Here is a 19,206-nt window from a genome sequence, read left to right as displayed (position 1 = left end):
TGCCAGTCACGTGGTCCTCCAAGTTAGACGGTTTCTGGAATGCGCTCGCGAGTGCGGCGTATGCGGGATGCCGCGATTTCGTTACCTAAATCTACTCAGAATTTGGTGCCGGGACAAGGGGCGGTGGGGCGGCTTGGATGCACAGGGCGTCCACGATCGTGCCGCCGTTCTTGTCGACTATTGCCGGGTTGACCTCAATCTCTGCCAAGCTCTGTTCGGGGAGCAGAGCGGCCATCCGATTCAGCGTGTCACCGATCCAGGACTCGTTCACAGGCTCACTGCCACGGAAACCGAAAAGCAATTCGGCTAGCCGCAGACGGGCCAGCGCCTTGTGTAAGGTGTCCGGATCGCACGGCAGCGGGACATGCTCGACGTCACGGTGCACCTCCACGGCAGCGCCGCCAACCCCCACGGTGCCGAACACCCCGAGGTCGTCAGCCGTGCGCACAGTCAGGATCAGCTCCACGCCAGCGGTCACCATCTTCTGCACGAGCCATGTCGGGTCTGGGCCCGCACAGCGAGCCGCCATCCGCGCCACCGCCTGCCCGATCTGGTCAGCGTTGGACAGGTTGACCGCCACGAGGCCCAACTCGGTGCGGTGTGTGATGTCCTCATCGGCGGACTTCACGACCACGGGGTAACCGAGCCCCTCAGCCGCACGTGGTGCAGAAGAGCTGTCGCATACCGTCATCGGCGCGACATCTAGGCCGTAATCGGTCAACAATTGCAGCGCTTGGGCGCCGCCGACTGTCACCGCGCGAGCGGCCGGCTCGTGGTCCGGGACGGGCGTGGAGTCCAGCACCGGTTGCGGACCCAGCAGCGCCCGAACCAGTCGGCCGAGGTCCGAGGGGCTCTGGGCCACCAACACCCCCGCCGCGCGCAACTCTTTGATGTAGGGGTCGACCGCGCGCCCCCCGTACCACAGCACGACGCACGGCTTACCGGTGTCGCGGCCCACCGCCAGGATGTCGGCGACGCTTTGAGCGTTCCACCCTCGCGCTCCCATCGGCAGCGGCACGCACACCGCCTCGATTGCCGGGTCCTCGGCCACAGCCGCCAGATAGCGGCCGAACTGCACCGGCATCGAACCCGGGCCGACATCGAGAGGATTGGGGATGGCGGCAAAGCTGGGCAACTGCTCTTTGAGCCGTTCGGTCGTAGACCTTGCCAGCGGCGGAAAGACCACCCCGGCACTGGCCAGCTGCTCGGTAGCCAACACCGCCATGCCCCCGGAGTAAGCGACCATCCCCCACCTGCGCGGGAACTGCCGGTGCTGTGGGGCGGTCATCGCCCCCAGCACCCACAAGTCGTCGGGGTCGTCGACCACAGTGACATCAAGCGCCCGCAGCAGGGCCAGCTCGAGTGCTCCGCGGCCGATGATCTTGCCGGTGTGGCTGGCCGCGGCCTGCTCGCCCGCCGCGGTGCGCCCACCCAGATAGGTGATCAGCCGCTTGTTGGCGGCATGCAACTCGCGCACCGCGGCCGAAAAACGCCGACCATCGCGAATCGACTCCATATACAACGCAACGGTGTGCACCTCAGGCAGCCCCGCGAAATAGGAGATGAAGTCGGGGATGTCCATGTCTCGTTGATTACCGGTGCTGACGATGTGGGAGATACCCACCCCGGCGTCGCGCGCCCTTTCCACGACGGTGCTGCCGATCGCACCGCTCTGTGCGATCACGGCGATCCCTCCGGCAGCGATGGGTACGCCTTCGGTGAGGACCGAGGTCATACTCATGGCAAGGCCGGTCCGGACGTTGACCAGTCCGGTGCTGTTCGGGCCCACGATCCGAATTCCCTTGTCTCGGGCGAAGTCCAGTAGGGAGCGCTCCAGTTCGTGGCCGGCCGTGCCCATGTCGGCGAATCCAGCGGTCAAGATCAATGCCTGCCGCGCCCCGACCTCGGCACATTCAGCCAACACTGCTTGCACGGCCGCGGCCGGCACCGCGATGACCACGACATCGGGCACTGTGGGCAGATCGCGCAGGGAGGCAAATGCCGGAACACCGTCAACGGACGTTGCCGTTGGGTGGATCACTGCGATGCCACCGGTGTAGCCGTAGACCTTGAGGTGTTCCAGGACGGCTCGCCCGCCCGCCTTGTAGGCCAGACCGGTACTGGTCGACACGCCGACGATGGCAACCGAGGCCGGTTCGAGGAACAGCTTTGCGACCTCAACGCGCGGAGCAGCGATGGTTGCCAATGTCTCAGTCACGCCAGGTCCTGAACGGCAACGTGATCAGGCTGCGAGTCTGGCCGCCATGGGCGGCGAGGTGGGCATGCTCGGGAACGGAGAACTTCGGGATCTTCCGGAAGATCTCCTCGAAGGCGATGTTCAGCTCCAACCGCGCCAGGTGTGAACCCACGCAACGGTGATTGCCGGCGCCGAAGACCATCGACTTGGCGGCGTGCCGGTCGATCAGGATCTGATCGGCGTCGGGGTAGGCGTCTTCGTCACGATGCGCCGACGCCAGCGGTATGACCACACGGTCACCGGGGTGCAATTCGACGCCATTGAGCACTGTCTCTTCGGTGACGGTACGGCTGCCGTGCACGATCGGCTCATAACGCAGAAGCTCCTCGATCGCCGACGGAATCAACGACGGATCGGCAGCGAGGCGGTCTTGTAGATCCGGTCGGCGAGCCAGGTGCAGGAAGCTGAAACCGATTGCGGTGGAGACCGTGTCCAGTCCAGCCAGCACCAACACATAGGCGAAGTTGAGGATTTCGCGGTAGTCGAGCTTGCGTGCACCCGGCATCTCCGCGGTCGTCAGATAAGAAATGATGTCGTCACCGGGATTGGCGAGACGTTCATCGAGCAAGGCGCGGAGGAAGTTGTTGAGCGCCTTTCCTGCCTGTAAACGCGCGGCGGTCTGGGCCTCGACGTCGCCGTGCTCAACACCGTCGGTCGTGGTGTGCAGAATGGTGCTGGCCCAGCTGCACAACTGATCACGTTGGGCCACATCGAAGTCCAGCCCGACCAACCGGAGGAATACCGAACTCGGGTAGGGCTCGGCAAATTCGGTCATGAAGTCGAATTCGCGTTTGGCGACCATGTTGTCGACCAGCTCAGCCGCATAACGGCGCACCTCGTCGGCGATGTGCTCGATGGCCTTGGGTCGGAACAACGGGTCGATGATCGTGCGGTAGCGGCGATGTTCGGGGGGATCGACCTCCAGCGGGATCAGCGCACGGGTGTGACCGGGCGTCGGCGGGGTGTCAGCCGGCCATGACGAGAAAACCTGAGCATTGAGCAGGACGGCGGATATGTCCTCGTACTTCGTGATCACGTAAAATCCGCCGTAGTTATCGGTGTGCGCCACCGGGCATTTGGCCCGAAGTGCCGCGTAGTCCGCATGCGGGTCCAGTGCGAACTGCGGATCGTAGTGGTCATAGTCGTGACCCAACGCCTCTAGCGCAGTGCAACGGCCAGGCTGTGTACCGGGTTGTTGATCGCTCACGTGAGCTCACCTCGATTCGTTTGGGAAGTGTTGAACAGGGACGGCCCAGGCGCTGCTGGGGCCAAGTCGGGGTCGACCCGTTCGCGGCAGAGCTCAGTCAGGGCGCCCGGCTCTTTGTAGTGCACATCGACGCGCACGATCTTGGCGTCACGCAGCCGATAGATGTCGACGCACTCAACGGGCATACTGCGCCCGGTACGCCGCGAGGTGAACGTGCCACGCACTACGACCGCAACCCAGTCGTCAGTCCCGGCGATCTCCGGGGGCTCCAGCGTTACCCGGAAATCCCGGCCCACCGCCCCCAGCATCCGCCGGAAACCGGCGGGGCCGACATAGTCACCACCGAACGGCAGGCTGGGCGCCTCGGAGAAGACGTTCGCGTGGTCGAGCAACGCCGCACAGGCGTCGATGTCTCCGCTACGCAGGCCTTCGGTGAATCTACGCACGATCTCTACGTTGTGCTGCCCAGGCACCGACAGCCCCTTTCCCGGATTGCTCAACTCGTCGACCCGAGCTTACTAACCAGATTTTTTCTACACAGATTTTGGTAGTTAGTCAATGGTCAAAGCCTTATCAACAAAAAAAGAGTCTGTGCTAAATTAGATTGACGCCGAGCACGGGAGAAGACTGTTGACATTCGCGCCCACCGAGGAGCAACGCCAACTGCAGCAGCTAGTCCGTAAGTTCTGTGCGGCCAAGTCGCCGATCACCGAGGTGCGACGGCTGATGGACACCGAGGACGGCTTCGACCCCGCGGTGTGGCACCAGCTTGGCAGCGAGTTGGGCCTGCAATCGCTGGCCATCCCGGAGCGCTTCGGCGGCGCCGGCTTCTCCCTAGTCGAGCTGTGCTTGGCGATGGAGGAAATGGGCCGCGCACTGCTGTGCGCGCCGTTCCTATCTTCGATTGTGTTGGGCGCCAACGCAATACTGGTCGGCGGCACCGAAGAGAATCGCGAGCGCCTGCTTCCCGCCATCGCCTCCGGTGAAATACGCGCCGCGCTGGCCTTCGCCGAGCGCACCGACGCCTGGGCGCCGTACGACACCGCTACCGAGGCCGCCGCCGACGGCGCGCGGTACCGGCTGCACGGCGCCAAGACCCTCGTTGTCGACGGCCATACCGCCCACGTGATCATCGTGTCCGCGCGACGCCCCGGGACCGGGGCGCTCTCATTGTTCACCGTGGACGCGTCTGACGCCCAGAGTCTGCACCGCAAGTCACTGCCGACGCTGGACCAGACCCGCAAGCTGGCCGAACTGCACTTCGAGGGCACACCGGCGCAGCTGCTGGGCGGCCCAGACGATGATGGGGCGGCCGCCCTGCAGCTCACCCTGCAGCAGGCGGCGGTCTGTCTGGCCGCTGAGCAACTCGGCGGCGCGGCGCACTGCCTCGACGCCTCCGTCGAGTACGCCCAGATCCGTACCCAATTCGGTCGGCCCATCGGCTCCTTCCAGGCGATCAAGCACCGGTGCGCCGACATGCTGCTCGACGTCGAATCGGCCCGCTCCGCGGCCTACTATGCGATGGCCTCAATTGTCGACGACACCGACGTGGCACTGGCGTCGTCGCTGGCCCACGCTTACTGCTCGGAGGTCTTCTCACGGTCAGCCGGCGCCATGCTCCAGATCCACGGCGGCGTCGGCTACACCTGGGAACACGACACGCACCTGTACCTGAAACGGGCCAAGGCCTCCGAGGCGCTGCTGGGTGGCGTCGAGTACCACCGCGAGGTGGTGGCCGCATCGATGAACCTGTGAACTGACCGCTTGAGTCAGACCGAGTACCCGCCGTCGACCCGCAGGGTTTGTCCGGTGACATAGGCCGAGCGGGTCCCGGCGAGAAAGGCCACCACGTCGGCGAGTTCGTCAGCCGTCCCGAATCGGCGCATCGGAATCGCACGCCGCGCGGCCTCGAGGGCCTCTTGGTGGTAGTCGCCGCTGTCGATCAGGTCGTCCAGCAACCCGGCCGCGATCACTCCGACACCCACACAGTTGGCGCGCACACCGTTCTTGCCTTCCTCCGCGGCGATGGCTCGGACCAGCTGTTCGACGGCGCCCTTGGGCGCCGCCGACAGCAAGTCGCGGGTGGCATAGCGCCGCAGAGCGGTAGTCACCAGGGCGACCATCGAGCCCCGGCTGACTCGCAGCCGCTCGATCGCGGGTTGCAGCAGGTTGAAACATGCCGCGGCGTCCGCCGCGAGCTGGTGAGCGAACTCCTGAGGTGTGATTTGGGCGGTGTAGCGCATCGGAATCGACGGTCCGGCGGCATAGATGATGGTGTCCAGCCTCGGCATTGCGCGGACCAAAGCGGCCGCGGCATCAACGTCGGTGAGGTCCAGGTGGTGCACCCACGCCGTGGCGCCGAGGTCCCGCACGGCCTCGGCCGTGCGTTCGGCGGCCTCGACGTTGTGCCGGTAGGTCAGCGCGATGTCGAACCCATCCCGGGCCAGGGCCTGGCAGATGGCTGATCCGATACCACCGCTGCCACCAGCGACCAACGCCAATCGTTCATCCATGTGCTATCGGCTGCTCCCGCAGCCGCGCGTAGCCAGCCATGACCGGCTCACCGTGTTGATTTACCGTCGACACGTCCAACTCCACAGTGCGCAGCCCGCCCTCGTCGCGGTCCTGGGTCGCGGTGACCGTGGCGGTCGCGGTGAGAGTATCGCCGGGCCACACCTGCCGCCGGAAGCGCACACCGAAACCGGTGAGCTCACCGTCCTGGATCCAGTCGGTGATGACTTTGGCGGTCAGGCCCATGGTGAGCTGGCCATGGGCGATGACGCTGGGATAACCAGCCACCTTCGTGGCGTAGACCTCGTCGGTGTGCAACGGGTTGTAATCACCCGAGGCGCCGGCGTACATGACGATCTGGGTTCGGGATAGTTCCTCGACCACCGGTGCTTCGTGCCGGTCGCCGACTGACAATTCGGCGAACTTCACTGGTCCACCGCCCGCTCGGTGAGCACCCGCACCCGCCGAGCCGTCACGGCGAGTTCTCCGCGCTGGTTGACAAAGCGGGTGATCTCCTCGGAGAACCGCAATGTTCCGCCACGTGCACTCTGCTTCTCCCAGGTTTTGCCGGCTTCCCGCGAGACGGTCAGGACGTCGCCGGGACGCAGCGGAACGTGGAATTCGTAATGCTGCTCGGCATGCAAGCTTGTGCCACTCCCGGACGAGGCGGGGGCGAAGCCGGGCCCGCGACCCGAGCCGTTCCACTCGACGCCCGGCCTCGGCCGGTAGGGCCACTCGGGATCGAACTGCGCCGCGCTGGCCACGAACGTCGGAGGGGCGACCAGTCCGCCACGTCGGCGCGTGCTCTCGTGGTCTTCATCGAAGTAGACCGGATTGTCGTCGCCCAACGCCCGCGCGAACATCAGGATGTGCCCGCGCTCCACGGGAAACCGGAAGCTCTCCGCCCGCTGGGCTGATACATCGGCGCTCATCAGCGCTGCCCTTCGGGCACTCGGGGTTCGCGGGGCAGCCCCAGTACGTGCTCGCCGATGATGTTTCGTTGCACCTCACTGGTGCCGGCGTAGATGGTGCCGGAATGGGCAACAAGGAATGTGTCCTGCCACAGGTCCAGGGCGTAGTCAGGGCCCGCCGGCCGGACCATCGCGGCGGGGCCTGCGATCTGCAAGGCAAGCGCCCCGAGCCGCAGGTGGTATTCGCTCCACGCCAGCTTCCACGTCGACATCTGCGGTCCTGGTTGCCCACCGGCGGCGACCTCTGCCACGGTCCGCTGCCAGCTGCTGCGCAGAATGGTGACCTGAGTCTTGGCCCAGGCCAGCTCCCGGCGCACGAGAGGGTCGCGATGCCGTCCTTGTCGTCGGGCGAACTCCACCAGTTGTTCGAGTTCACGTTCGCGGGCCTGCAGCACCATGGTGGTCGCGCGTCCAGCTCCGCCGCGCTCGAATCCCAGGGTGGACTGCACGACCTGCCATCCCTGGCCGAGCCCACCGATCACTCCTGACAACGGGGCCTTGGTGTTGTCGAAGAAGATCTCGGCGAACTCCGCGGCCCCGGTGATCTGCCGGATGGGGCGAACTTCGATGCCGTTGTGTCCGGGGGTGAACTCGGTGATCGCATAGGACAGTCCGCGATGCTTCGACGCGGCGGGGTCGGTGCGGCACAGCACGAAAATCATGTTTGCGGTGGTGAAGCGGGAGGTCCACACTTTCTGCCCGCTGATCAAAAGATGATCACCGTCCACGACCGCGCGGGTCCGTACCGACGCCAAGTCCGATCCCGATTCGGGCTCAGAGAATCCCTGACAGTACCGGTGCTCTCCCGAGATGATCCGCGGCAAATAGTACGCCTTTTGTTCGTCGGTGCCGTGCAGGATGATTGAGGGACCGACCATCGACTCCCCCTGCACCCGGTCGATACGCGGCACCCCGGCTCGATAAAACTCTTCGTCAAGAATCGTCATCTGCGGTGCATCCCACCCGCGTCCCCCGTATTCGATGGGCCACGCAGGACAAATCAGCCGCGCCTGGGCGCACCGGCGCTCCCACTCGTGGAACAGGGGGCGGCTGTGGGCGTCGGCGAGCTCGGATTCGCTTTGCCGGCTGCTCACCGAACCGGGCAGGTCGGCCTGAAGGCGCCAATCGATCAGATCCGCCAGTCCGACCGGAGCGTTGTCGGCGATCCAATCACGCAACCGTGCCCGCAACTCCCCGAGGGGCACCTCCAGGCCGGTCATCGGGCCACCGTCGCGGGTTCACCGTCCGCTTGTGGGGCCTGCGAGCATGCGGCTAACGCCTGCACGGTGCGCGATACGCACGGCTTGTCGAGCTGTCCGGCCATCCACAGGCTGACCGACACAAGCTCGCCGAGGTCGACACCGGTGTTGATGCCCAGCCCCTCCAACATCCACACCAGGTCTTCGGTGGCCAGGTTCCCGGCCGAACTGTCCGCAAACGGACAACCACCCAGTCCGCCCGCCGAGCTGTCGATGGTGCTCACTCCCGATTGCAGCGCCGCGAGCACGTTGCCCAGGGCTTGTCCGTAGGTGTCGTGGAAATGCACCGCGATCGAGCCGACGTCGATGCCCGCAGACACTACGGCCTCGACCAGTGCTTTGACCTGGCCGGGCGTGCCGACACCGATCGTGTCACCCAGCGCCAGCTGGGTGCAGCCCAGGCCCATCATTCGGGTGGCGACGTCGACCACCTGCGCGATGGGCACTGTTCCTTCCCAGGGGTCTCCGCAGCACATCGAGACGTAGCCGCGCACGCCGGCCCCAGCCTCGCGCGCCCGCGCCACCACCGGGGCGAACATCGCCAACGACTCGTCGATGGTGCGACCCAGGTTGCGCTGCGAGAACGTTTCGGTCGCGCTGCCGAACACGGCGATATCACGCACACCATGACTGAACGCCCGGTCCAGCCCACTGACCGTCGGAACGAGCACGGGATAGCGTCGGCCGGCGTCGAGGTCCAGCGCGTCGATGACTCCTTCAGCGTCAGCGAGTTGCGGTACCCGCGCCGGATGCACGAAGCCAGCCGCCTCGATGGTCTGCAGTCCCGCGGCGCCGAGCCGTTCGATGAACTCAACCTTGACAGGGGTCGGAATGACACCCTTTTCGTTTTGCAGGCCATCTCGGGGGCCCACCTCATAAATGCTCACCCGTTCGGGCAGGCCGGTGGTCCGAACACGGCTAGGCATACGCATCACCATGGGGCGCCTCACACCACCCCGCGGTTGTGCAGCGCCGCAACGTCCTCGCCGCTGTACCCAATCTCGGCGAGCACTTCGTTGGTGTGTTCACCCAGCGCGGGCGCCGGGCGCCTGATGTCGAAGGGCTGACCGCCGACCGGAGCCGGCCAGCCGGTGCTGGTGTAGGGACCGGCCACCGGATGTTCAGAATGATGAACGATCTCGCGGGCGGCCAGATGGACGTCGGTCAAGGTGTCGGTCTTCGAGTTCGCCGGACACAGCGGGATGTCGTACATCCGGGCGATGTCCATCCATTCCGCGGCCGTGCGGGAGCGGAAAACAGGGATCAGTTCGTCGAGCAGGTCGGCTTTGCCGCCGTCAGCAAAGTCGACCGCGAACGTCTTGTTCTGCGCGTCCAGTAAGTCCCCGCGGTCGATCGCCCGGCAGAAGTTTTCCCAGAACTTGTGCTCGATGGCCGCCAGCAGCACCACCTTGTCGTCCTTGGTCTGGTAGTAGGTGTACTTCGGGCGCCGACGCGGATCCAGGCCGACCGGGGGCGGAGGGTTACGCCGGTCGGTGATGCGGTCATGATTCCAGGCCAGCACCGCATCCAAGCTTTGATTGGCCAGCACCGCATCGGCTCCTGCGGCATCGATGTAGCAGCCCTGGCCCGTCTTGTCCCGATAGCGCAGCGCCGCGGCTGCGGTCAGGGCCGCGTAGAGCGCAGTCGACAAAGGTCCGTCAATCGAACCGGGGAAGTACAAACCCTGGGGATTGACGACCTCGGTGACCACACCGTCGTCGGACACCTGCAGCTCCGACTGCCCCGCCACGGCGCCCATCATGTAACCGTGCACCGGGATTTGACTGTAGCTGCCCCGCGTCCCGAAGCCGTTGGCCTGGCAGTAGATGATGTCGGGCTTGACAGCGCGCTGCGCCGCGTAGCCGATGCCGAGCTTGTCGCACGCGTCGCCGGCGAACCCGTCGACGAAAATGTCGGCTGTCTGAAGAAGTTCGAAGAAGATCGTGCGACCCTCGTCGCTGCGCAGGTTCACCTCGACGCTGCGCTTGTTGCGATTGCAGAACAGGTGAAAGACGCTGTTCTGGTCGGTGATGCGATCCCCCAGTTCACGCAGGTAATCACCGGTGCCTGGCCGCTCGATCTTGATCACGTCGGCGCCAAGATCGCCGAGCAGTCTGCTGGTCTGGTCACCAGTGGGTAACATGGCGCACTCGAGCACACGGATGCCCTCCAACAGCTTGATCATGCGGCGTAGCACTCCTTCCGGCGGCACGGCCCGCCCGCCCGCGACTCTAACCTAATCCAGATTAGAGTCAATCGCTCGTGGAACCTATGGCCTCGTCCGATATGCGACACCGCAGCTGAAAACCGCCCGCTGCGGTGACGCTCACAGTGCACCTGTCCGATGGATCGACCAAAACTCGCATAGAATCAGCGAGTATATGCAGGACCTGGTTTTGGGGAGAACGGATAGTGGAGGGCTTTGATGGCTAACGGACGCCCCCGGCCTGGCAAGAAAGGCGTGGCGACGCGGGCACGCATCCTGGATTCGGCCGCCCTCGTCTTCCGCAACAAAGGGTATGCCGGAACCCGGCTGTCTGATGTCGCCGCAGCCGCCAACACCCAGGCCGGCAGCCTGTATTACCATTTTCCCTCGCGCGAAGAACTCGTCGAGGAGATGCTGCGCGTCGGGCAAGAACGCACCAGCGGCTTCGTCAGACGACGCGTCGCCGCCCTTTCCGACGACGCGTCTGCCCTCGACCGACTCCGTGAGGCGATCTCCGCGCACCTGGACACGGTGGTCGAGATTGGCGATTACACCGCCGCGACGATCAGGATCATCGGCCAAGTCCCCGAGGAAATCCGCAAACGCCGGATTCACGAACAGCGCGAATACGGCGAATTCTGGCGTGCGCTGGTCAATAACACCCAGGCCTCAGGCGAGTTTCGCACCGACCTCAATAGCTCCACGCTGCGGATGTTGCTGCTCGGCGCGATCAACTCAGTGCCGGACTGGTTTCGGCCGCGCCCCGCCGGAATGTCCACGACCGAGCTCAAAGCACAATTCGATTCGCTGTTCCTCGACGGTCTCGCGGTGCATCGGCAAGAGACCCGGTCGATCGACAACAACCTCGCCGCCATCGCCGTCACGGAGGAAAGGGTCCTTCGCGCATGCCGAGAGGACGGCACCAAGGCCGAGGGTGCCCAACGAATCCTCGACGCCGCCGCCAAGGTCTTCCGGGAAAAGGGTTACGCCGGCACCCGGCTGGCCGATGTGGCCGAAGCGTCTGGCATCCAGACCGGCAGCATGTACTACTACTTCAAGTCCCGTGAACACCTTGTAGTCGAAATGGTGCTGGTCGCCTGGAAACGCACCGACGACCTGGCCCGCCTCAGCGTCGACGCACTGCCCGCCGATGCCACCGCGCTGGACCGGTTCTCCACCGCGGTGACCGCCCACCTGCTGTCGGTGCTGCGAAACACCATGTACACCTCGGCCCTGGTGCGCATCCTGGGTCAAATCCCCGACAGCGTGCGTGAGCAGACCGCCAACCATCAACGGGCCTACCTGGACTACTGGCGCGGTCTCATCGAGGACGCCATCGCCTCCGGTGAGATCAGGAAGAACATCGACCCATCGGTCACCACCATGCTGCTCACCGGCGCTCTGAACTGGGCCGTCGAGTGGTACCGACCCGACGGCCCCCTGAGCCCCGAAGAACTGGCAAGCCAGGTCGCCACTCTGGTATTCGACGGGGTCACCAAGATCCCCGCCGACAACCGCAGCCAGCAGAGCTCCCCCACCCCCGTCTAACCGGCAATCAACCCCTGCCCGGGGAACGCCACCGGCGCGCCGATGCCCTGGGGTGCGCGCCTTCCCGCCGCTTTCACAGCGGTCAATCTGGGGACGTGCAGAGACTGGCCGCTCGCTACAGACCCAAGTCACGTCCAATGATGTCCTTCATGATCTCGGTGGTGCCCCCAAAGATGGTCTGAATCCGGGTGTCGACGTAGTCTTTAGCCACCCTGTATTCGTTCATGTAGCCATAGCCGCCGTGCAGTTGCACGCAAGCGTCGACAACCTTCTTCGCCAGCTCAGTGCACCACCACTTCGCCTTCGCGGCCTGCACCGCGCTCAGTTCGCCGTCCACCACGGCCCGCAGGCACCGGTCGAGGTGCTGCTCGGCGATGTCCAACTCGGTGTCCAGCTCGGCCAATACGAACCGGTTATGCTGGAAACTGCCGATCGGCTGCCCGAACGCCTTGCGGTCCTTGGCGTATTGCACGGTCTGCCGCCACGTTTCACGAGCGCCGGCGACCGCGCCGATCGCGATGGATAACCGCTCCAAGGGCAGGTTGTGCATCAGGTGGTAGAACCCGCGATTCTGCTGGCCAAGCAGGTTGCGGGCGGGCACCCGGACGTTGTCAAAATGCAACTCGGCGGTGTCCTGCGCGTGCTGGCCCATCTTGTCCAGCTTGCGTCCGCGGCTGAAGCCCTCCATGCCACGCTCGATAACCAGCAACGAGAACCCTTTGTGACCCGCGTCGGGATCGGTGCGGGCCACCACGATCACCAGGTCGGAGTTGACCCCGGCGGAGATGAACGTCTTGGAGCCGTTGAGAATCCAGTCATCGCCATCACGTGTCGCCGTGGTTCGGATGCCGGCCAGGTCGCTGCCGGCCCCGGGCTCACTCATCGCGATCGCGCCGATGATCTCACCGGTGATATAGCCGGGCAGCCAGCGGGCCTGCTGCTCCTGGTTAGCCAACGATTTCAGGTACGGAGCGACGATGTCGTTTTGCAAACTCAGCGCCGGGGTCACGGAGCCGAACTTAGCCAGCTCCTCCACGATCACGGCATTAAACCGAAAATCATCCGATCCGCCGCCGCCGAACACCTCGGGCAGATTGAATCCGATCAGCCCGTACTTGCCGGCCTCCAGATAGGCCGCGCGGTCCACAAGCCGTTCACGTTCCCACTTCTCAGCATGTGGCGCCACCACATATTCGATGTATTGTCGCGCGGTTTCCCGCAGCTGTTCGTGTTCGGGTTCGAAAACCAATCGCTTCATTCAACATGCCTTTCAGACGGGCTGTGGCTTTTCGGCGGGCCACCAGCAAAGCTCACCGCGGCGTCGAGGCCGTTGCGCCAGGCGGACCGGCGGATCGTGACGATCGGGACGTGGCCGCGCCTGCCCATCTGCGGCTTCCGCTGAGTGACCGCGCCAGTCATAGCAGCTCAAGAATGGCTGCGTTGGCCTGTCCGTCGCCTTCGCGCATGGTTTGCCATCAGCAGCGCTGCGCGCGCGAAATCGAGGGCCTGATCGCCGCCGCATCACGCACCCCCAGATAACGTGGTCGGCGAATGTGGGATAAATACCGGCCGATGCGACTGCGCCGACAGGTTCGCGGAGTGGCCCCCCGGCAACGCTTCGTCGCGCTTGCCGATCGGCGATCGCGCTGCCGCAACGATTACCGCTTCTGCCATGGCTTCTCCTCCGTTGCGATGTCTTCCCAGCATCGTACTTTGAAGTCTAATCAGAATTAGCTTAGATTCGGTGTCATGCCATCTCAGCGAAGAAGGACCATGACCGGTGTGGTGGCGTGCGCCGCCTACCTGCCTTACCACCGTCTGCGGCTGAGTGAAATCGAATCAGTTTTGGGCGGCGCACAGACCGCCGGGACGCGCTCGGTGGCCTCCTATGACGAGGACACCACCTCGATGGCCGTCGAGGCCGCGCGCGGCGTTCTGCGCGGAATTGCCCCCGTGTCAGCACCACCGCGGGTCTACTTCGCCACCACCCATCCGGCCTACCTCGATAAGACCAACGCGGCGGTCATTCACGCCGCTCTTGGCCTGCCCCGCAGCACCTTGGCCGTCGATTTCGGCGGCGCGCCACGCTCAGCGGTGGGTGCGCTCCTGGCAGCTGCGGATTGCCCTGCGGGGGCTCTTGCGGTGTTGGCCGACATGCGCACTGGTCTGTCGGGCGGCGCCGACGAAAAACAGGGCGGTGATGGCGCAGCGGCTGTCCTGTTCGGCCCCGGTACCGCCGAAGCTCCGGTGCTGGCCGAGCTGATCACCTGCGCGTCGGTCACCGACGAATTCCTTGATCGCTGGCGGTCCCCGGGCGCCCCGACCTCGCGGGTATGGGAGGAGCGGTTCAGCGAGCATGTCTATGTCCCGTTGGCCATGGATTCGTTTTCCGCCGCGCTCAAACGGGCCGACCTGACGCCTGACGATGTCGATCACCTGGTCGTATGTGGCCTCTCTCCCCGGGCTAACCGCCAATTCGCTGCGGCCAGCGGCGTTGCGCGTGAGGCCCTCGCCTCCGACCTGACCAACGCGATCGGCAACCCAGGCACCGCCCAACCCGGCGTCCTTCTCGCCGATGTCCTCGAACGCGCGAAACCTGATCAGCTGATTGCGCTTGCGGTGCTGGCTGACGGTGCCTCGACACTGATCCTGCGCACCACCGAGGCCCTTGCCGCCCGTCAGCGAGCGGCGCCCACGGTGGCCGATCAGATCGCCGCCACCGACGACTCGCTCAGTTATGGCACCTTCCTTACCTGGCGGGGAATGTTGCGGCGTGAACCACCGCGCCGACCCGAGCCCGACGCCCCGGCCGGCCCGCCGAGTCATCGATCCGAGCAGTGGAAGTACGGCTTCGTCGGGTCTCGCTGCGAACACTGCGGCACCGTTCACTTGCCACCGGTTCGGGTCTGCTTCAAGTGCGGCTCGGCCGATCGTATGCGTCCCCAACCGATGGCTGACATGCCCGCGCGGGTGGCCACCTACACCGTCGACCGGCTCGCCTACACGCCCAGCCCACCGATGGTCGCGGTGGTCGTCGATTTCGACGGCGGGGGCCGATTCCGCTGCGAACTCACCGACACTCGTCCCGAAGTTGCGATCGGGGACCGCGTCGAAATGACCTTCCGGCGGCTGACCACGTCCGAGAGCGGTGTGCACAACTACTTCTGGAAGGCCCGCCCGGCCCGCCACAACACCAAGGGGAGCTGACATGGCCGCACACGGAATCTGTGACCGGGTCGCGATCATCGCGATGGGCTGCACGGCTTTCGGGGAGCACTGGGACCGCTCAGCCGATGATTTATTGATCGAGGCGGTCAACGATACGACCTCAAGCGCCGGAGTGACGCTCAGTGACATCGACGCGTTCTGGCTGGGGACATACACGTCGGGCTTGTCGGGACTGAGCCTGAGTCGGCCGCTGCGGTTGCACGGCAAACCGGTCAGCCGGGTGGAGAACATGTGTGCCACCGGCTCGGAGGCGCTGCGCAACGCGTGCTACGCGGTAGCCAGCGGCGCCTACGATACGGCGATGGCGGTCGGCGTCGAAAAGCTCAAGGACTCAGGCTTCTCCGGTCTGCTGCGCCCCTCGATACCCTCTGACGGCACCGGCGGCACCCTCGGAACTACCAGCGCGCCAGCCAATTTCAGCTTGCTCGGTCCCGCGTATGCCGAAAAGTACGGCGTCGACCCGGCCCAGCTCAAGGACGTCATCACCCGCATCGCCTGGAAGAACCACCACAACGGCGCCCGCAACCCCCGTGCCCAGTTTCGCAAAGAGGTTTCCCGGGAAACGATTTCGTGCTCACCGCTGGTCGCCGGACAACTCGGCTTGTTTGACTGCTCGGGGGTTTCCGACGGGGCCGCCGCCGCGATCGTCGTCCGCGCCGAAGACGCGCACAGATACACCGACCAACCGCTGTACGTCAAGGCGCTGTCATTGGTTTCGGGAGCCGCGGACGGCAGCGTCGACCCCGCCTACGATTTCACGACGTTTCCCGAAGTCGTCGCTTCGGCGCGCAACGCCTATGCCGAGGCGGGACTAACCGATCCGCCGGCCCAGATCGCGATGGCCGAGGTTCACGACTGCTTCACCGTCACCGAGCTTATCCTCATGGAAGACCTCGGCTTCGCTGAGCGCGGTACGGCGTGGAAAGCTGTGCTAGCAGGCACTTTCGACCTCGACGGCACGTTACCGGTCAACCCTGACGGCGGCCTCAAGGCGTTCGGTCACCCCGTCGGCGCCAGTGGATTGCGGATGATCTTCGAGTGCTGGCTGCAGCTCCGTGACGAAGTCCCGGAAGGCCGCGGGATTCAAACGGTCGCCGCCGGCAAGAACATCGGCCTCACCCACAACCTCGGCGGCGGACCCGGCGAGTGCGTCTCCTTCGTCTCGCTCGTCGGCACCGAACCCAACCCGTGACGACAGCCGATCTAGAACCATGGCGCACAGAGGAAAAGGCCGCGTGCACACGACGACAGATGTCGAACGTCCGATCTTCACTTGCCGGGCTCGAACGAGAGCACGAGAAGCATGAATGCGAGAACCCAGCGCCTGTGCCTATGGTGCGGCCCCGTAATGACGATCGCTTTCTTCGTAGGATTCGGGTTGATCGCGCGCTTCATTCCCCCACCCGATCCCGCGCTGAGCGCGCCCGAAATCGCTGATCTGTACCGTCAGCACTCTATTCGCATCCGCATCGGAGTCCAGCTGGCGATGTGGGCGGGCGTCTTGTGTGTTCCGTGGGTAATTGCTGTGGGACTGCAGATGAAGCGGATCGAGGGCCGCTTCGCGCCGCTGTCCTATTTACAGATTGCCCTGGGATTGCTGCTGCCGCTGGAATTTATCGTGCCGTTGTACTTCTTCCAAACCGCGGCTTATCGGCGGGGGCGATCCGCCGAAGTGGTTCAGGCGCTTAACGACCTCGGATGGCTGCCGTTTACCGGTCTCGTCTACACGGTGGTCGCCCAGGCGATCGTGATCGGTATCGCGATTTTGGCCGACAAACGTGCGACACCAGTTTTCCCTCGCTGGGCTGGATATTTCAGCATCTGGGCCGGGCTGCTGATGACGCCGGCCAGCCTTGACGTCTTCTTCATCAGCGGCCCTTTGGCATGGAATGGCGCCATCGCCTGGTGGGTGCTTCTTGTCGCCTTCTTCGTGTGGCTGATCGGGATGACAGTAGCCACGTCGCAGGCCATCGGCGACCACGAGAAGGAATACACGACGCAATATCGTGGATCCAGGTGCGGTGCGCATGCAACTGACGCGTAACAGCCACCCCGGGTCGGAGGCGGCGATCACGAACCCACACGAGCGCAAGATCCCTGGAGAAGCCGGGATCTGGGTCTTCATCTTCGGAGACCTTCTGCTTTTCGCCTACCTTTTTCTGCTCTACCTGCATTACCGGACTGGCGACCCTGAGCTCTACGCACACTCGCAACAACGTCTCAACACCGACCTCGGCGTCGCCTACACGCTCTTGCTTCTGACCAGCTCGTTGTTTGCCGTGCTGGCCCTGCGGCTGATCCGCGCCCGCAACAGCCGCAGGGCATCACATCTCGTACTTGCTGCGATGGCCTGCGGCGCTGCATTTGTCAGCATCAAGATAGCCGAGTACTACACGAAGGTGCATGCGGGAATCACCCCGAACACCAACTACTTCTACCTGTTTTACTACGTCCTGACTGGCGTCCACTTGGGTCACGTGGCCATCGGGCTCGGCGTCTTGGTGTTCATGTGGTGGTTAGCACGGCACGCACCCCGCCTCTCACCGCTGCGACTCTCTCTGGCCGAGGGTTGCGCCTGCTTCTGGCACATGGTCGATTTGTTGTGGCTTGTCATCTTCCCCCTCCTTTACCTAGTGAGGTGACATGCGCAGTCTTCGCACGGACCCAGCCGTCATTGTGTGGGTCGCGCTAACGTCTGCGACGTTCCTGTCATGGTGGTTGGCAACCGAAGAGCCGCGTGGTGGCGACGTCTTCGCGGTGGCCATCTTGATCGTTGCGGCCGTCAAAGTCCGCCTCGTGGGTTTGTATTTTATGGAATTGAGAGATGCACCACCTCTCCTACGCGGGATGTTCGAGCTGTATGTCGTTGCTCTGCTCGCAGGTTTGGTGGGATTCCTCCTGGCGGCCTGAACGCCGCGATCATTACGCCGGTGCTGGCCAAAGGTGAACTGATAAAGGATGTTTGGAAAAGAAGCAGCGTTGGATATCGAGGGGCATCGCCGGTCGCGCGTAGGTCAAAGAGTTTGCTTGAAGGCCCTGCGCGCGTGCGCAACAGTTGACGATGCCGGTGCGGGTGCAGGCTGGCACCACTCCCTCAGATCCGTAGCCCAGACGGGGGTCCTGGTGTGGTGTTAATAGTCCGTTCTGTTCGTGGATAAACGTTTACCCAACACCCGGGAAGTTGGGCGCCGAGAGAGGCTGCTGAAGGCGAGCAGCGCGAGGTGGGTTTGGCTGTGTCGTCGACCGGCTAATGTGAGATGCGCTGGCGTTCTTCGGTTTCAGTGCGAGCCCGGCTGCTTGTTCAATGCCGTGGTTGACGACGTTGGGAGCTTACTGAGGCAGCATGTGGCCTGCGGTGGGCACGTGCAGGTGCACCGCGCGTCAGGAATCGCCGCCGCGAGCTCATGTGCATGCTGAGGCGGGGTTAATGGGTCCACTCCGCCGCTGACGATGACGGTTCGTGCGCGCAGGCAAGCGCAAAACCCCGGGCCGGCTCCGCACCCGGATGATCACCAACGGTGTTGTTCGACTACAAGAACGCCAAAGTCAAGCGGTACCACAATTGCGACGTGAGTGTCCGACTGTGATTCATTTGATGAAAATGGAGCAGTTTTTGATGGATATCCTCTGTTATGCATGAAACGTAATTGTTGACCCGGCGATTTTCCCTGACGTCAAGGGACTTAGCGGCCAACAGCATTGGGTTGCGTCCACCAAGGTGGTGTATGAGTCGGGCCGTGAGTTGAGGACCGGCGTGTCGTAGCCGGATAGATGAGGGTCATCGCGTGATTCTTCGAGAGACCGTCCAAAGTCACTCGAGCAAAGGAATCAACGCGATGACCGCTGACCACGATATCGACTGGCCGCAGCTGCTGGCTGAACGACTCACCACCACCCACCCCGACGTGCTGCGTGAACTGTTGGCCTGGGTCTGCTGCACGATCAGGTGACAGTTTCGGTCACGCGGCCTGACTGGCCGGTGTGGTCATGATTGCTTCGTATTCGATCGGGGTCAACCG

General features: G+C 64.2%; 17 protein-coding genes and 1 pseudogene. 7 read left to right on the top strand and 11 right to left on the bottom strand.

Annotated features, from left to right (window positions below):
• Positions 1 to 91 precede the first annotated feature (91 nt).
• From AAHS21_RS30535 to AAHS21_RS30525, 3 genes are read right to left on the bottom strand one after another with little or no spacing between them, the layout of a single operon-like run.
• Positions 92 to 2,218, bottom strand: coding sequence for an acetate--CoA ligase family protein (locus tag AAHS21_RS30535; RefSeq protein WP_342931112.1), 2,127 nt, complete (start codon positions 2,216 to 2,218; stop codon positions 92 to 94).
• A complete protein-coding gene (locus AAHS21_RS30530) occupies positions 2,211 to 3,464 on the bottom strand; it encodes a cytochrome P450 (RefSeq protein ID WP_342931111.1) in 1,254 nt (417 codons plus the stop codon). Before AAHS21_RS30530 ends, AAHS21_RS30535 begins: the two co-directional genes overlap by 8 nt.
• Positions 3,461 to 3,910 carry a nuclear transport factor 2 family protein gene (locus AAHS21_RS30525; protein ID WP_342931110.1) on the bottom strand — a complete coding sequence of 150 codons (450 nt, stop codon included), beginning with the start codon at positions 3,908 to 3,910 and terminating at the stop codon, positions 3,461 to 3,463. Before AAHS21_RS30525 ends, AAHS21_RS30530 begins: the two co-directional genes overlap by 4 nt.
• 184 nt (positions 3,911 to 4,094) lie before the next feature.
• Here AAHS21_RS30525 and AAHS21_RS30520 point away from each other — a divergent pair, with 184 nt between their 5' ends.
• Positions 4,095 to 5,219 (top strand): acyl-CoA dehydrogenase family protein, encoded by a 1,125-nt coding sequence (locus AAHS21_RS30520; protein ID WP_342931109.1) that lies wholly within the window; start codon positions 4,095 to 4,097, stop codon positions 5,217 to 5,219.
• A 14-nt stretch (positions 5,220 to 5,233) separates the two neighbouring features.
• Here the strand turns inward: AAHS21_RS30520 and AAHS21_RS30515 are convergent, their stop codons facing one another.
• From AAHS21_RS30515 to AAHS21_RS30490, 6 genes are read right to left on the bottom strand one after another with little or no spacing between them, the layout of a single operon-like run.
• Positions 5,234 to 5,977 carry an SDR family oxidoreductase gene (locus AAHS21_RS30515; protein WP_342931108.1) on the bottom strand — a complete coding sequence of 248 codons (744 nt, stop codon included), beginning with the start codon at positions 5,975 to 5,977 and terminating at the stop codon, positions 5,234 to 5,236.
• Complete coding sequence (locus AAHS21_RS30510; RefSeq protein WP_342931107.1) at positions 5,970 to 6,404, bottom strand: MaoC/PaaZ C-terminal domain-containing protein; 435 nt, start codon at positions 6,402 to 6,404, stop codon at positions 5,970 to 5,972. Before AAHS21_RS30510 ends, AAHS21_RS30515 begins: the two co-directional genes overlap by 8 nt.
• Positions 6,401 to 6,907, bottom strand: coding sequence for a MaoC family dehydratase N-terminal domain-containing protein (locus tag AAHS21_RS30505; RefSeq protein WP_342931106.1), 507 nt, complete (start codon positions 6,905 to 6,907; stop codon positions 6,401 to 6,403). Before AAHS21_RS30505 ends, AAHS21_RS30510 begins: the two co-directional genes overlap by 4 nt.
• The gene (locus AAHS21_RS30500; RefSeq protein ID WP_342931105.1) at positions 6,907 to 8,166 is read right to left on the bottom strand and encodes an acyl-CoA dehydrogenase family protein; all 1,260 of its coding nucleotides are present in this window, start codon (positions 8,164 to 8,166) and stop codon (positions 6,907 to 6,909) included. The genes AAHS21_RS30505 and AAHS21_RS30500 overlap by 1 nt, the downstream gene beginning before the upstream one ends.
• The gene (locus AAHS21_RS30495) at positions 8,163 to 9,131 is read right to left on the bottom strand and encodes a hydroxymethylglutaryl-CoA lyase (RefSeq protein WP_342931104.1); all 969 of its coding nucleotides are present in this window, start codon (positions 9,129 to 9,131) and stop codon (positions 8,163 to 8,165) included. The genes AAHS21_RS30500 and AAHS21_RS30495 overlap by 4 nt, the downstream gene beginning before the upstream one ends.
• A gap of 20 nt (positions 9,132 to 9,151) precedes the next feature.
• Positions 9,152 to 10,390, bottom strand: a complete 1,239-nt coding sequence (locus tag AAHS21_RS30490) for a CoA transferase (protein WP_342931103.1) — start codon at positions 10,388 to 10,390, stop codon at positions 9,152 to 9,154.
• Between the two features lie 240 nt (positions 10,391 to 10,630).
• Between AAHS21_RS30490 and AAHS21_RS30485 the strand changes: the two genes are divergently transcribed.
• Positions 10,631 to 11,959 (top strand): TetR family transcriptional regulator, encoded by a 1,329-nt coding sequence (locus AAHS21_RS30485; protein WP_342931102.1) that lies wholly within the window; start codon positions 10,631 to 10,633, stop codon positions 11,957 to 11,959.
• Positions 11,960 to 12,074: 115 nt separating this feature from the next.
• Here the strand turns inward: AAHS21_RS30485 and AAHS21_RS30480 are convergent, their stop codons facing one another.
• On the bottom strand, positions 12,075 to 13,217 hold the full coding sequence (locus tag AAHS21_RS30480) for an acyl-CoA dehydrogenase family protein (protein WP_342931101.1): 1,143 nt from the start codon (positions 13,215 to 13,217) through the stop codon (positions 12,075 to 12,077).
• A 212-nt stretch (positions 13,218 to 13,429) separates the two neighbouring features.
• Positions 13,430 to 13,633 (bottom strand): annotated as a pseudogene (locus AAHS21_RS30475) (acetyl-CoA C-acetyltransferase); the annotation flags it as partial.
• A 75-nt stretch (positions 13,634 to 13,708) separates the two neighbouring features.
• Here AAHS21_RS30475 and AAHS21_RS30470 point away from each other — a divergent pair.
• The 5 genes from AAHS21_RS30470 (at position 13,709) to AAHS21_RS30450 (ending at position 18,097) form a co-directional block, all read left to right on the top strand.
• Positions 13,709 to 15,166: an OB-fold domain-containing protein gene (locus AAHS21_RS30470; protein ID WP_342931100.1), complete on the top strand. Its 1,458-nt coding sequence runs from the start codon at positions 13,709 to 13,711 to the stop codon at positions 15,164 to 15,166.
• A gap of 1 nt (position 15,167) precedes the next feature.
• Positions 15,168 to 16,379, top strand: a complete 1,212-nt coding sequence (locus AAHS21_RS30465; protein WP_342931099.1) for an acetyl-CoA acetyltransferase — start codon at positions 15,168 to 15,170, stop codon at positions 16,377 to 16,379.
• A gap of 156 nt (positions 16,380 to 16,535) precedes the next feature.
• Positions 16,536 to 17,231 (top strand): hypothetical protein, encoded by a 696-nt coding sequence (locus tag AAHS21_RS30460; RefSeq protein ID WP_342931098.1) that lies wholly within the window; start codon positions 16,536 to 16,538, stop codon positions 17,229 to 17,231.
• Positions 17,215 to 17,829: a cytochrome c oxidase subunit 3 gene (locus AAHS21_RS30455; RefSeq protein WP_342931097.1), complete on the top strand. Its 615-nt coding sequence runs from the start codon at positions 17,215 to 17,217 to the stop codon at positions 17,827 to 17,829. Before AAHS21_RS30460 ends, AAHS21_RS30455 begins: the two co-directional genes overlap by 17 nt.
• A 1-nt stretch (position 17,830) precedes the next feature.
• Entirely contained in the window at positions 17,831 to 18,097 is a 267-nt protein-coding gene (locus AAHS21_RS30450; protein WP_342931096.1) for a cytochrome C oxidase subunit IV family protein, read from the top strand.
• Positions 18,098 to 19,206: the final 1,109 nt, after the last annotated feature.

The organism is Mycobacterium sp. 050272, assembly GCF_039023525.1.
GTDB lineage: Bacteria > Actinomycetota > Actinomycetes > Mycobacteriales > Mycobacteriaceae > Mycobacterium.
This window is presented reverse-complemented; position numbering and strand designations above follow the sequence as displayed.

Excerpts from the sequence above, each read along its gene's own strand:
- AAHS21_RS30515 (WP_342931108.1), bottom strand. The coding sequence starts at position 5,977 with ATGGATGAACGATTGGCGTTGGTCGCTGGTGGCAGCGGTGGTATCGGA.
- AAHS21_RS30505 (WP_342931106.1), bottom strand. The coding sequence starts at position 6,907 with ATGAGCGCCGATGTATCAGCCCAGCGGGCGGAGAGCTTCCGGTTTCCC.
- AAHS21_RS30500 (WP_342931105.1), bottom strand. The coding sequence starts at position 8,166 with ATGACCGGCCTGGAGGTGCCCCTCGGGGAGTTGCGGGCACGGTTGCGT.
- AAHS21_RS30495 (WP_342931104.1), bottom strand. The coding sequence starts at position 9,131 with ATGCCTAGCCGTGTTCGGACCACCGGCCTGCCCGAACGGGTGAGCATT.
- AAHS21_RS30490 (WP_342931103.1), bottom strand. The coding sequence starts at position 10,390 with ATGATCAAGCTGTTGGAGGGCATCCGTGTGCTCGAGTGCGCCATGTTA.
- AAHS21_RS30485 (WP_342931102.1), top strand. The coding sequence starts at position 10,631 with ATGGCTAACGGACGCCCCCGGCCTGGCAAGAAAGGCGTGGCGACGCGG.
- AAHS21_RS30480 (WP_342931101.1), bottom strand. The coding sequence starts at position 13,217 with ATGAAGCGATTGGTTTTCGAACCCGAACACGAACAGCTGCGGGAAACC.
- AAHS21_RS30470 (WP_342931100.1), top strand. The coding sequence starts at position 13,709 with ATGCCATCTCAGCGAAGAAGGACCATGACCGGTGTGGTGGCGTGCGCC.
- AAHS21_RS30465 (WP_342931099.1), top strand. The coding sequence starts at position 15,168 with ATGGCCGCACACGGAATCTGTGACCGGGTCGCGATCATCGCGATGGGC.
- AAHS21_RS30460 (WP_342931098.1), top strand. The coding sequence starts at position 16,536 with ATGACGATCGCTTTCTTCGTAGGATTCGGGTTGATCGCGCGCTTCATT.
- AAHS21_RS30455 (WP_342931097.1), top strand. The coding sequence starts at position 17,215 with ATGCAACTGACGCGTAACAGCCACCCCGGGTCGGAGGCGGCGATCACG.
- AAHS21_RS30450 (WP_342931096.1), top strand. The coding sequence starts at position 17,831 with ATGCGCAGTCTTCGCACGGACCCAGCCGTCATTGTGTGGGTCGCGCTA.